The 12606-nt window shown below is 63.9% G+C and carries 12 protein-coding genes; 8 read left to right on the top strand and 4 right to left on the bottom strand.

What is annotated here, in order from left to right; translation table 11 throughout:
• Positions 1-153: 153 nt before the first annotated feature.
• Positions 154-837, top strand: coding sequence for a DUF2490 domain-containing protein (locus tag MOK15_RS04245; RefSeq protein WP_242932620.1), 684 nt, complete (start codon positions 154-156; stop codon positions 835-837).
• Positions 838-878: 41 nt separating this feature from the next.
• Here the strand turns inward: MOK15_RS04245 and MOK15_RS04240 are convergent, their stop codons facing one another.
• Entirely contained in the window at positions 879-1775 is an 897-nt protein-coding gene (locus MOK15_RS04240) for a LysR family transcriptional regulator (protein WP_242930466.1), read from the bottom strand.
• A gap of 103 nt (positions 1776-1878) precedes the next feature.
• Between MOK15_RS04240 and MOK15_RS04235 the strand changes: the two genes are divergently transcribed.
• On the top strand, positions 1879-2658 hold the full coding sequence (locus MOK15_RS04235; RefSeq protein WP_242930465.1) for an SDR family oxidoreductase: 780 nt from the start codon (positions 1879-1881) through the stop codon (positions 2656-2658).
• A gap of 90 nt (positions 2659-2748) precedes the next feature.
• Complete coding sequence (locus tag MOK15_RS04230) at positions 2749-3489, top strand: 2OG-Fe dioxygenase family protein (RefSeq protein ID WP_242930464.1); 741 nt, start codon at positions 2749-2751, stop codon at positions 3487-3489.
• Between the two features lie 75 nt (positions 3490-3564).
• Here the strand turns inward: MOK15_RS04230 and gor are convergent, their stop codons facing one another.
• Positions 3565-4911, bottom strand: a complete 1347-nt coding sequence (gene gor / locus MOK15_RS04225) for a glutathione-disulfide reductase (RefSeq protein WP_242930463.1) — start codon at positions 4909-4911, stop codon at positions 3565-3567.
• Positions 4912-5209: 298 nt separating this feature from the next.
• Positions 5210-6715, bottom strand: coding sequence for a glucose-6-phosphate isomerase (pgi, locus tag MOK15_RS04220; protein WP_242930462.1), 1506 nt, complete (start codon positions 6713-6715; stop codon positions 5210-5212).
• A gap of 174 nt (positions 6716-6889) precedes the next feature.
• On the opposite strand from pgi, the gene lepB reads away from it, so the two are divergent.
• From lepB to MOK15_RS04195, 5 genes are all read left to right on the top strand, one after another.
• Entirely contained in the window at positions 6890-7714 is an 825-nt protein-coding gene (lepB, locus tag MOK15_RS04215) for a signal peptidase I (protein ID WP_242930461.1), read from the top strand.
• Positions 7711-8382: a ribonuclease III gene (gene rnc / locus MOK15_RS04210; RefSeq protein ID WP_242930460.1), complete on the top strand. Its 672-nt coding sequence runs from the start codon at positions 7711-7713 to the stop codon at positions 8380-8382. The genes lepB and rnc overlap by 4 nt, the downstream gene beginning before the upstream one ends.
• A 66-nt stretch (positions 8383-8448) precedes the next feature.
• On the top strand, positions 8449-8736 hold the full coding sequence (locus tag MOK15_RS04205) for a GIY-YIG nuclease family protein (protein ID WP_242930459.1): 288 nt from the start codon (positions 8449-8451) through the stop codon (positions 8734-8736).
• Positions 8737-8784: 48 nt separating this feature from the next.
• Entirely contained in the window at positions 8785-9681 is an 897-nt protein-coding gene (gene era, locus MOK15_RS04200; RefSeq protein ID WP_242930458.1) for a GTPase Era, read from the top strand.
• Positions 9682-9747: 66 nt separating this feature from the next.
• On the top strand, positions 9748-11244 hold the full coding sequence (locus MOK15_RS04195; RefSeq protein WP_242930457.1) for an AarF/UbiB family protein: 1497 nt from the start codon (positions 9748-9750) through the stop codon (positions 11242-11244).
• Between the two features lie 325 nt (positions 11245-11569).
• Here MOK15_RS04195 and MOK15_RS04190 read toward each other — a convergent pair whose 3' ends face one another.
• Entirely contained in the window at positions 11570-12451 is an 882-nt protein-coding gene (locus MOK15_RS04190; protein WP_242930456.1) for an AraC family transcriptional regulator, read from the bottom strand.
• Positions 12452-12606: the final 155 nt, after the last annotated feature.

Here is a 12606-nt window from a genome sequence, read left to right as displayed (position 1 = left end):
AGCCTGAACGGGAGAGGCTTGTGTCTCCATGCAACCCTCTCTTGCACTGGACACAAACTAACATCCGGGAAACAAGATAGAAACGCACCCGCATTAGGGAGAATGGCAGCCGCAGTCCGGCCGCTCACCTTTCTTTCCGTGTCTAGGAACCCCATGCGCCGCCTCGCTTTCTGCCTGTCCGCCTGCCTCGCGCTGCTCTCCGTCCCCGTCCGCGCCGCCACCAGCGAGGATGAACAGCTCTGGATCAACCTGACCGCGATGGGATCGATCAAGGACGAACTGGTCTATTTTGTCGAGATCCAGCCGCGCATTGGTGACGGCGTCTCCCGCATCGACCAGTCCATCTTCCGCGGCGCGCTGGGCTGGAAACTCTCGCCCACGCTCACTGTCTATCAGGGTTACGCCCATGTCGTCGTGCCGATGGATGGTCGCAAGGACGTCAATGAGGAACGCAGCTTCCAACAATTGAGCTGGACGCTGGGCAAGCCCTGGGGCGGCGAACTTTCGTCCCGCACGCGCCTCGAACAGCGCTGGAGATCGGACGGCGACGATATGGGCTGGCGCCTGCGTGAGATGATCCGCTACGAAAAACCGCTCAAGGCCGACAGCGACGCGGTGAACGCGCTCGTCTATGCGGAGGGTTTCGCCGCGCTCAACGACACCGACTGGGGCGCCCGCAGCGGCTTCGACCAGCTACGCAGCTTCGTCGGCGCCGAAGTCGGCCTGCCCGGCGCCTCGACGCTCGAAATCGGCTATCTCAACCAACTCATCAACCAGCGCGCGGGCAACACCCGCGTCAACCATGTGGCGTCGGTGACATTATTCTTCCGACATTGAGGGGGACGGGTGAGAAGCGGGCAGCCTGCCGATAATCGCCCTCACTCCGCAATCACCATCGCCTCGTCCAGAAAGTCCAGAAACGCGCGCACCCGCGCCGCCGACCGGTCTTCCGCCGCGTAGAGGGCGTGGATATCCTCGCCATCGCCGGGATTATACGCCTCCAGCACCTCTACCAGCCGCCCCGCCTTCACATCGCTGGCGACATGGAAATAGCCGTGCCGCGCAATACCGCAGCCCGCAATCGCCATCTGCCGCACCACTTCGCCCGAATTGCCGAAAAAACTACCCTCCACCGGACGCTGCACCACGCGCTTCCCCACACGGAACGGCCAGCCGTCGACCGACCGGCGAAAACTGAAGCGCAGGCAGTCATGCCCGTCCAGGTCGTCGGGCGTCTGTGGCGTCCCGCATCGCGCCAGATAGTCGGGACTGGCGACCAGCGCCATGCGGCTATGCCCCAGCTTCTTTGCGCGCAGCCGCGTATCGCGCAGCGGCCCGATGCGGATGGCGATGTCGGCGCGCTCCTCGACCAGGTCGACGATCATGTCGGACAGGCTCAGGTCCACCGTCACCGCTGGATAGCGCTCGGCAAAGCGCGGCAGCAAGGGGATGAGGCATTCGACCCCGAAGGAGGGAGAAGCGTTGACCCGCAGCAGCCCGCGCGGCTCGTTCCGGTCCTGGCTGAGGCTTGCCTCCACATCCATCATGTCGCCGATCAGCACCGCCATCCGGTCACGATAGGCCAGCCCCTCGCGCGTCAGCGCCAGCGCGCGCGTCGTCCGCCGGAACAGCGACACGCCCAGCCGCTGCTCCAGCCGCGCGATCGACCGGCTGACCGCCGATGGCGTCAACCGCAGCGCCTTGGCCGCCGCCGCAAAGCTCCCTTCGCTCGACACCGTCAGGAAGATTTCGATATCGCCGAACCGGTTATCCATGATTATAATTCACTTCTAAAGTGACAAGGTGCGCTCTAATCATCAATTGCGCATCTGCTATCTTGTGTCCGTCTTGTTGTCCACTTCAAGGAGGAAACAGCTTATGGATCTGAAACTTAGCGGCAAGAGCGCCATCGTCACCGGATCGACCGCCGGCATCGGCCTCGCCATCGCCAGACGCCTTGCCGAAGAAGGCGTCGCCGTCACCATCACCGGCCGCAGCCAGGCCAAGCTGGACGCCGCCATCGCGGAGATCGGCGCCTCGGTGAACGCCGTCCTCGCCGATCCCGCGACGGCGCAAGGCGCCGCAGCGCTGATCGCCGCCGCCCCTGCCACCGACATCCTCGTCAACAATCTGGGCATCTACGAAGCGAAGGATTTCGCCGATATCAGCGACGCGGACTGGCACCATCTGTTCGAGGTCAACGTCGTCAGCGGCGCTCGCCTTTCCCGCCATTATTTCCCCGGAATGCTGGAACGGAACTGGGGCCGGGTGATCTTCATCGCCAGCGAGAGCGGCCTGCTGCCGCCCGCCGAGATGATCCATTACGGCATGACCAAGTCGGCCCAGCTTTCCATCTCGCGCGGCCTTGCCGAACATACTCGCGGCACCGGCGTTACAGTCAATTCGGTCCTCCCCGGCCCGACCCGATCAGAGGGGATCGTCGATTTCATCCGCTCCGTGGTCGAGAATAAGGACGCCCCCGAAGCCGACCGCGAAGCCGAGTTCTTCACCAGGATGCGTCCCCTCTCGCTCATCAAGCGGCTGATCGAGGCGGACGAGGTCGGCGCGATGGTCGCCTATCTCGCCAGCCCGCTCGCCGCCGCCACCAACGGCGCGGCGCTTCGGGTCGAAGGCGGGATGATCCCGACGATCGCCTGACGACAGGCTCCAAACGAACGGGGTATGGAAAATCCGCCTTGCGGAAACTGGCCCTGTCGCTCGTCTCACGCCTCCATTAGGATGAACAGGATGAGCGACACGGACAGCCTTTCCTCGATCGAAGACATCCTGGCCCGGCAGGGCTATGCCCGCCTGCCCGGCCCGGACATGCTGGCGCAACTCGGCATTTCCGAAGCGGACTGGAACGGCTTCGCCCGAACATGGGACGATCTCGGTCCCGATCTCTTCATGGCCGACGGCGGGCGTTATCGCCGCCGCCGCCATGCCACCTTCCGCTGCGCCGGCGGCCGCTTCACCCGCATGGCCCACCAGCCCCATTATCAAAGCCGCGACTATAACCCGCTCAACGGGGACGTGCAGCGCTGGTTCGATCCGGTGGAGCAGGCCACGATCGACATGCCCGCGATGCAGGCCATCCTCGCCTATTGCGCCGCCAGCTTCGACCCCAGGCGCAAGGGCGACTGGCATGTCGAACTCCACCAGTTCCGCATCGAGGCGAAGCCTGACCAGAGCGGCCGCCCTACTCCCGAAGGGATGCACCGCGACGGCGTCGACCATGTGCTGGTGATGCTGGTCGAGCGCCGCAACGTCCGCGAAGGCGTCACCCGCATCGGCGCACCCGACGGCACGCCGCTGGGCGAATTCACGCTGGTCCAGCCTGGCGACACGATGCTGATCGACGACCACCGCATCCTACATGGCGTGACTGAAATCCATGCCGTAGACCCGACGCAACCGGCATGGCGCGACGCGCTGGTCGTGACGTTCATATCCTCCCCGGCACGGGGAGGTGGCAGCCCGCAGGGCTGACGGAGGGGGGGTGGCCATATAGGGCAGCATTGCGCCCCATCCCCCCTCCACCACTCGCTTCGCGAGCGGGGAGGATTATTTCAACAGCACCAACTCTTCCGCCATGCTGGGATGCAGCGCGACGGTATCGTCGAAATCCTGCTTGGTCAGGCCGGCCTTTACCGCGACCGCCGCCGCCTGCAAAATCTCCGGCGCATCCGGGCCGATCATGTGCAGACCAACAACCTTGTCCGTGCTCGCGTCGACCACCATCTTGTAGAGCGCCCGCTCCTCCCGCCCGGCCAGCACATTCTTCATCGGCCGAAAGTCGGAGGTATAGACCTTCACCGTGCCATATTGGTTCTTCGCCTGCGCCTCGGTCAGGCCCACGCCCGCCAGCGGCGGATGGCTGAACACGGCCGACGGCACACAGCTATAATCAACCTTGCGCTTGTTGCCGCCGAACACCGTGTCGGCAAAGGCATGGCCTTCGCGGATCGCCACTGGCGTCAGTTGCAGCCGGTCGGTGACGTCACCCACGGCATAGATGCTCTCGCAGCTTGTCCGGCTATACTCATCGACCTTGATCGCGCCCTTCTCGTTCAGTTCGACCCCGGCCGTCTCCAGCCCCAGTCCGTCGCTATGCGGCCTGCGCCCGGTAGCGAAGAGGATGATGTCGGCCGCGATCGGATCACCGCTCTCGAAATGGAGGCAGAGCGTACCGTCGTCCCGCTTCTCGATCCGTTCCATCTTCGCGTTGAAGCGGAAGTTGATCCCCTTGGTCATGGAAATCTGGAGCAGCCGGTCGCGGATCTGTTCGTCATAACCGCGCAGCAGGTCGCTGCCGCGATTGACCATGGTCACTTGGGCACCGAACTGGTGGAAGATGCCGGCGAACTCATTGGCGATATAGCCGCCGCCGACGATGACGATGCGGCTGGGGCATTCGTCCAGATGGAACACCTCGTTGGAGGTGATGCCATGCTCCGCACCGTCTATCTCCGGCACGATCGGCCAGGCGCCGGTCGCGATCAATATGACCTTCGCCGTGATCTCGCGCCCGCTGGCCAGCTTGACGCCATGCGGCCCCGTGACGGTCGCACGCTCCCGGATTACCTCCACCTTATGGCTGTTCAGCGTGTTGCCATAGAGGCCTTCGAGCCGATCGACCTCGCCCAGCACATTGTCGCGCAGCGTGGTCCATTCGAACCCGCAATCCGGCACGTTCCAGCCGAAGCGCCGCGCATCCTTCAGATCCTCGGCGAAATGCGCGCCGTAGATGAGCAGCTTCTTGGGCACGCAACCACGAATGACGCAGGTGCCCCCGACCCGGTACTCCTCGGCCACCGCAACCTTCGCGCCATGCGCCGCCGCGACCCGCGACGCCCGCACACCGCCCGATCCGGCGCCGATGACGAAAAGGTCGAAATCAAACTCGCTCATGCTTGGCCTCCGCTAGGGTGAGGGCGGATATGGCGGGTGAAGGCGCGAGTTACAAATGGGAATCTCAATACCCCCTTCCCTTTCAAGGGAGGGCTATCGCATATGGACCTTCGCCCATTTTCATTCCGTCATGCTGAACTTGTTTCAGCATCCATCTCGCCGTCGGGTCTGATGGTTCGAGTGGCGAAATGGACCCTGAAACAAGTTCAGGGTGACGAAAATGGATAGCCTCTCTCCATATGCAATAACCCGCCTGCAAGGGCAGCCCCTCCCTTGAAAGGGAGGGGCTTAATTTAGGTCACTCCCCGCCGAGCGCCAGGTCGATCAGCGCCATGGTCGACGGATCGAAGCCGACCGGTCCATTGGCCTCGATGGACTTGGCGATTTCCTTGCCCAGTTCCACACCGAACTGGTCGAAGGGGTTGATCCCCATCAGCACCGCATTGGCGAAGGTCCGATGCTCGTAGAAGGCAATCAGCGCACCCAAAGCCTCAGGCGTCACATCGTCCAGCAGGATGGTGGTCGACGGCCGGTTGCCGGGATAGGCGCGCGCCGGATCGGCGTCATTCTCCTTGCCGCGCAGGAGCGCCGCCCCCTGGGCGAAACAGTTGACCAGCAGCGCGCGATGATGGGCCGGGTCCAGCGCATTGCCCGGCTCGATCGACGCGATGAACTCCACCGGCGTCAGGATCGTCCCCTGATGCAGCAACTGGAACACCGCGTGTTGCGCATCGGTGCCGACCCCGCCCCAGGTGATCGCTGCCGTCGGCCCGTCCACCGGCGTACCGTCCCGCTGCACGCTCTTGCCGTTGCTCTCCATCTCCAGTTGCTGAAGGTAGGACGGCAGCAGCCCCAACCGCTCGTCATAGGCGAACAGCGCGCGCGTCTGGCAGCCCAGCACTCGCGTATAATATTGGTCGACGAAGGACGCGATCAGCGGTGCATTCTCGTGCGGCGCGGACAGGCGGAAATGGCGGTCCATCGCCGCCGCGCCCTCCAGCAGGCTCTCGAACGCATCCCAGCCCAGCGCCAGCGCGGCCGGGAACCCGATCGAGGACCAGAGCGAATAGCGCCCGCCCACCGACTCGGCGAAGGGCAGGATGCGGGTTTCATCGACACCCCATTCCATCGCCTTTTCCGGCGCGGCGGTCAGCGCGATCACCCGGCCATAGGGATCTTCCACGCCCGCCTCGACCATCCAGTTGATCGCGCTCGCCGCGTTCAGCATGGTTTCGGTGGTGGTGAAGGTCTTGGACGCGACCGCGATCAGCGTAGCGTGCGGATCGAAACCCTCGATCGCCCGCTCCAGCGCCGTGCCGTCGACGTTGGACACGATCGCCACGTCGTACCGCACGCCGTCGCCGTCCAGCGCATCGACGATCAGCTTGGGGCCAAGCGCCGACCCGCCGATACCGATATGCAGGATATGGCGAACCTCGCCCAGCGCCCCCACCTCGATCGCGTCGATCAGCGCGCGCATCCGGCTATGCAGCGCCTTGGCCAAGGCCACGCTTTCGGCATTGCCCTCGCCCCGTTCGGCGGGATGTTCCGCGGCGCGGCCTTCGGTATTGTTCACGGCCTCGCCCGCGAACAGCGCATCGCGCCGGGCGGCGAAACCCTGATCCTCGGCCAGCTTCAGGAAGCCGGCCAGCAGATCGTCGGTCAGATGGGTCTTGGACCAGTCGAACCGGATTGGCCCCTGGCTCAGCACCAGCTTGGACAGGCGATCGGGATCGGTGGAGAAAATGGACTTGAGGTCAGCTTGCGGGAGCGCGGCAATGGCTGCCAGTGCAGGGCTGGTCATGCGATATCCTCTATGACGTTGGTCGAGATCGACGCTGCACCGGTCGATTCTCCCTCTGCTTAGACAGGTCCGGCGTGCAATGCACCATCCGGCGTGCTTGACGCGGCCTTTAGGACACCGCAAAAGCCGCGACGGCCTCTTTTTGAGGCAGAGCGAAGGAAAAGACGGACACTCATGACAGCCAAATCCGAAACGCGGGACTTCATCTGGTTTCTCGCCAAGCTGGGCCTGTTCGTCTTCATCCTGCGCAGCTTCATCATATCGCCCTTCAACATCCCGTCGGAATCGATGCAGCCGCGCCTTTTGATCGGCGATTATCTGCTGGTCGCCAAATGGCCCTATGGCTATTCGCGCTATTCGCTGCCGTTCAGCATCCCGCTGATCCCCGGCCGCATCTTCGCCTCCACGCCCCAGCGCGGCGACGTGGTGGTGTTCAAGGCCCCGCCGAGCCAGAAGAATGACTATATCAAGCGCGTCATCGGCCTGCCCGGCGACATGATCGCGGTGCGCGGCGGGACCGTCTATCTGAACGGCCAGGCAATACCCAAGCAGAAGGTCGCCGACCTGGTCATACCGGTGACGCCCAATATGGAGGCCGCCGCCACCAAGGAAGGCAACCCTTACCCCTGCTATCGCCCCGAATTTGAAGAAGCCGCACCCGGCGGCGGCAAACAGTGCCGCTATCCCCAGTTCCGCGAAACCCTGCCCGGCGGCAAAAGCTACAACGTCCTCGACCTGGTTCAGGACGGCGCGGCGGATGATCGCGACACGGTGCTGGTGCCTCAAGGTCATCTCTTCATGATGGGCGATAATCGCGATCGCAGCGCCGACAGCCGCTTTCCGGCGGTCGAGAACGGTGGCATCGGCCTGGTCCCGGAAGAGAATTTGGTCGGCAAGGCGATGATCTCCGTCTTCTCCACCGATGGCAGCGCCAACTGGTTGCTCCCTTGGACCTGGTTCACCGCCGCTCGCTGGAGCCGCATCGGGGAAGGCTTTTGAGTAAGCCTGACACCGATGGCTGGCTGAAGGAACTGATCGGCCGCGCGCCCAAGAACCGGGCGGCGTTCGAACAGGCGCTAACCCATGGCAGCGCCAAGGCGCTGAACTATGAGCGGCTGGAGTTCCTGGGCGATCGCATCCTCGGCCTGCTGATCGGCGAATGGGTCTATGAACGCTTCGTCGACGAGCCGGAAGGCAAGCTCTCCCGCCGCTACAATGCGCTGGTGTCGGGCGAGACCTGCGCCGACGTGGCGCGCGCCGCCGGCGTGCCTACGCATCTGATCCTGGGCAAGCAGGCCCGCGACGATGGCGCCGCGGACAGTGACAATGTGTTGGGCGACGTGATGGAGGCGCTGATCGGCGCCCTCTATCTGGAAGCCGGGCTGGAGGAGGCACGCGCGCTCGTCCGCCGCCTGTGGGGCAGCCGGGTCGATACCCAGACCAGCGCGCCGCGCCACCCCAAATCCTACCTTCAGGAATGGGCCGCCGCCAACAAGCGCAAGCCCCCCGAATATGCACTGACCGACCGCTCCGGCCCGCAACACGCGCTGCGCTTCACCGTAACGGTGTCGATCAAGGGCGCAGGCGAAGCGAGCGCCACCGGCGCATCGAAGCAGGAAGCGGAGACGGCGGCGGCCAAAGCGCTGTTGGAGAAGCTGGCGGGTTAAGGGAAATTCCCAGAACCCGTTCGCCCTGAGCTTGTCGGAGGGCTTTATTTCCTCTTTACTCCAAGCATGGCCTTCTGGACCTACATGCTCCATTGCGCGGACCGTAGTTTCTACGTCGGGCATACCGACAATCTGGAACAACGGATTGGCCAGCATGACCAGGGTGGAATCCCCGGCTACACCCAGACACGCCTGCCCATAAAACTGGTCTGGTCGCAATCGTTCGACATGCGTATGGAGGCGCTTGAGGCCGAACGGCAGATCAAGGGCTGGAGCCGGGCTAAGAAGCTCGCTCTTATCCGTGAGGATTGGACATTGATCTCCAGCTTGGCGCGATCACACAAAGAAAAGTAAGGCCCTTCGACAAGCTCAGGGCGAACGGAGTGTTATTTGACAACTGATATGAATTCCCAGCACTGCGGCGTTATCGCGATCGTCGGTGCGCCCAATGCGGGAAAATCGACGCTGGTGAACGCGCTGGTGGGGCAAAAGGTGGCGATCACCAGCCCCAAGGCGCAAACCACGCGGACCCGCGTCATGGGCGTCGCGATTGAGGGCGACGCACAACTCGTGCTGGTCGATACGCCCGGCATCTTCGCGCCCAAGCGGCGGCTGGATCGCGCGATGGTGCAGGCCGCCTGGGGCGGCGCGCAGGGCGCGGACCTGATTGCGCTCATCGTGGACGGCAAGGCGGGCCTTGGCCCCAAGATGGAGCCGATCGTCGAAGCGCTCATCCACCGCCCGGAACGCAAATGGCTGATCCTCAACAAGGTCGACATTTCGATCAAGGAAAAGCTGCTGGTCCATACCCAGAAGCTGTACGAACGGATCGGCTTCGAGGAGACTTTCTTCATCTCCGCCGCGACCGGGGATGGGCTTGCCGAACTCAAGACCGCCTTCGCCAAGGCCATGCCGGAGGGGCCATGGCACTTCCCGGAGGATCAGGTGTCCGACGCCACCGACCGGATGATGGCGGCGGAAATCACCCGCGAGCAGCTCTATCACCAACTCCACGCTGAACTCCCCTACGCCGCTGCTGTCGACACCGAACAATATAAGGAGCGCGATGACGGATCCGTCGAAATCCACCAGCAAATCCTGGTCGCCCGCCCGACCCAGCGCGCCATCGTGTTGGGCAAGGGCGGCCAGCGCCTCAAGGAAATCGGCTCAACAGCCCGCGCCGAACTGGCCAACCTGCTGGGCGTCAAGGTCCACCTCTACCTCCATGTCAAGGTGAAGGAGGATTGGGAGGACGACCGCTTCATCTATCGCGACATCGGGCTGGACTGGGTGGACTGATCCGCCCATGCTATAAAAGACATTCCTCACCCGAAACATTTGGCCATAGATGATCGTTGAGCCTCCATGCTGAAAACGATCATCGTGGCCGCCCGCGACCGGGAACGGCTGGCCGAAATCACCGCCATCACCACCCGCTTCGGTCTCGACATGCTGCTCGCCCGGCTGGGATTGGCAAAGGGAGACAGGGCGCAGGCGGACAGCGTTCCCGACCTCCCCCGCCGCACTCGCCAGGCGCTCGAAGCGCTCGGTCCCACCTATGTGAAGCTCGGCCAAATCCTCGCCACCCGGCAGGACCTGCTTCCCGAACCCTGGATCGCCGAGTTCGAAAAGCTCCACAGCGCCGCGCCGACCTTGCCCTTCGAAACGCTGCGCCCACGGCTTGAGGAGGCGCTGGGCGAACCGCCCGAAACTGCCTTCGCCTCATTCGACCCGCAACCGCTCGCCGCCGCCTCCATGGCGCAAGTGCATCGCGCCACCCTGCACGACGGGCGGCAGGTGGTGGTGAAAATCCGCCGCCCCGGCATTCGCCAGCGTATGCAGGCCGACCTGCGCCTCATCACCCATCTCGCCGGCATCGTCGAAGCCGGCAGCAAGGAAGCGCGCCGCTTCCAGCCCCAGGCGCTCGTCCAGCAATTGCTCGACACGGTACTGGAGGAACTGGACTTCACCAATGAGGGCCGCAACGCCGACCGGCTGCGCGAAGACCTGGCCACCAATCGCGCTATAGTCGTCCCCGCAATCCACTGGCGCTATTGCGCCGAAACCGTGCTGGTCATGGATTATGTCGAAGGCGTGCCTCCGCGTGACGGCGACACGCTGCGCGCCGTCGGTATCGATCCCGCCGCCATCGCGGACCTGGGCGCCGCGCTGGTGCTCGACATGGTGCTGGTGAACGGCCGCTTCCATGGCGATCCGCATCCCGGCAATCTGCTGTGCCTGCCCGGCAATCGCCTGGCGCTGCTCGACCTCGGCCTCATCGGCCATGTCAGCGCGCGGCGGCAGCAGGAATTTCTGACCTTCATCCTCTCGCTCCGTTCCGGCGACGCACAAACGCTGGCCGACACTCTGATTGCCTGGTCGCAAGGCAGTACGCCCAGCCGCGAGCGCGTGCTGACCGCCGCCGATTTCCTGGTCGCCCGCCATGGCAGCGGCCCGTTGATACTGGGCCGCATGGTGGCGGATTTCTTCCCGTTGCTGCGTAAGGAAGGGTTGGTGCTGCCGCCCGACCTCGCCCTGATCTTCAAGGCGCTCATCACGATGGACGGAGTGTTGAGCGCGATTCAGCCCGGTTTCGACCTGTCCGATGCGCTGCAAAAGGCGCGCGGGCGATTGGTGATGAACCGCGTGACGGCGGCCCATGCGCCGGACAAGGCGGTCGCGCTGCTGCTCGAACTTTCCCGCATCGCCGACGATGCTCCCCGCCTGCTCCGCGCACTGACACGAAAGCTGGAGGAAAACCCGCCTTCGCAAAGCCACGCAAATACCAATGGCGCACGCTGGATCGCGGCGGCAATCCTGCTGGCTGGCGCGCTCATCGCCGGCGCACTGGTGCTGGCCTAGGGCGGATCGACATTCAGGTTAAAGCAGAAGCCTCAGCCTCATTTTCAACGTCATGCCGGACCTGATCCGGCATCCAGAGTCGCAGGCGCCACCCTTTGTGCCCTGGATGCCGGATCAAGTCCGGCATGACGGCTTAGGAAGCACCTAAAACCGTGAATGTCGATCTGGCCTAAGAGTCTGTTTGAAAATGCGCCTATCGGCGCATTGCGGCACCGGCCCTCTCCCCCACCCGGCCACCCAACGGCTATATTCTATGGGTGGCCGGGTGGGGGTGTGGGCCGGTACGGTCTCAAAATGCGCTCTTCCGCGCATTTTCAAACAGACTCTAAGCGACCTGCGGCTCCGCCCCGCGCAGCAACGCCGCATCGCGCAGCGGCGAGTTACCGAACATGCGGGCATATTCACGGCTGAATTGCGACGGACTTTCATAACCAACGCGATAGGCGGTCGCGGCGGCATCGCCATATGCTACCAGCAGCCGACGCGCTTCCTGCAAGCGCAGCGCCTTCTGATATTGCAGCGGACTCATCGCCGTCGCTGCCTTGAAATGGCGGTGGAAGGAAGGGGCGCTCATCCCGGCGATCTCGGCCAGCGCCTCAATCCGCAGCGGCGCCGTGAAGTGCGCCCTGATCCAGCCGATCGCAGAGCGGATACGCGACAGGCGACTGTCGGTCTGCGCCGCCTGTCGCAGCATGTGCCCCTGCGGCCCGTGCAACAGCCGATAGAGGATTTCCCGCTCGATCAACGGCCCCAATATGGCTACTTCCTCCGGTCGGTCGAACAGCGACAACAGGCGCAGCCAGGCCTCCAGCAGTTCGGGTGTCATCGCGCTCACCTGGAAGCCCGCGGCCTCGCCCGATGATCGTTCGGGCGCCGTGCATAGCAATTCGGCCAGCACCTCCCGGTTCAGCGTCATGGCGGCGGCAATATAGGGCTTGTCGGCCGAAGCTTCGATGATGCAACCGTGCGCCGGCAGATCTAGCGCGGCAACGAAATAACTGGCCGGATCATAGCGCAGTACCCGATCGCCGATCGTCACCTGCTTGGCGCCCTGCAGCACCACGCAAACCATCGGCTCATACATGCTGGCCTCCGGCAGAGCGGTCTGATGACCGACATACACGCCGACGCGCGGCCTATCTCCGGGCACATATTTGCCCGAATGACGCAAGGCGATGGCGCAAAGCCTGTCGAGTTGATCCTGCATGGCGCCAAGATCGGCAAGCGGCTGCATAGATGCAAGGGCGACCGGCATCGGCCGGGCTTAATTTGAGAGGATCAGGCAAGAGTTCGATCCGATCAGGCGCGCGATGGATCGGCCTCATCGCCATCTGGCGCTCGTTCCCGATCGACAAGGAGAAT

The organism is Sphingobium sp. BYY-5, from assembly GCF_022758885.1.
In the GTDB taxonomy this organism is placed as follows: Bacteria; Pseudomonadota; Alphaproteobacteria; order Sphingomonadales; family Sphingomonadaceae; genus Sphingobium.
This window is presented reverse-complemented; position numbering and strand designations above follow the sequence as displayed.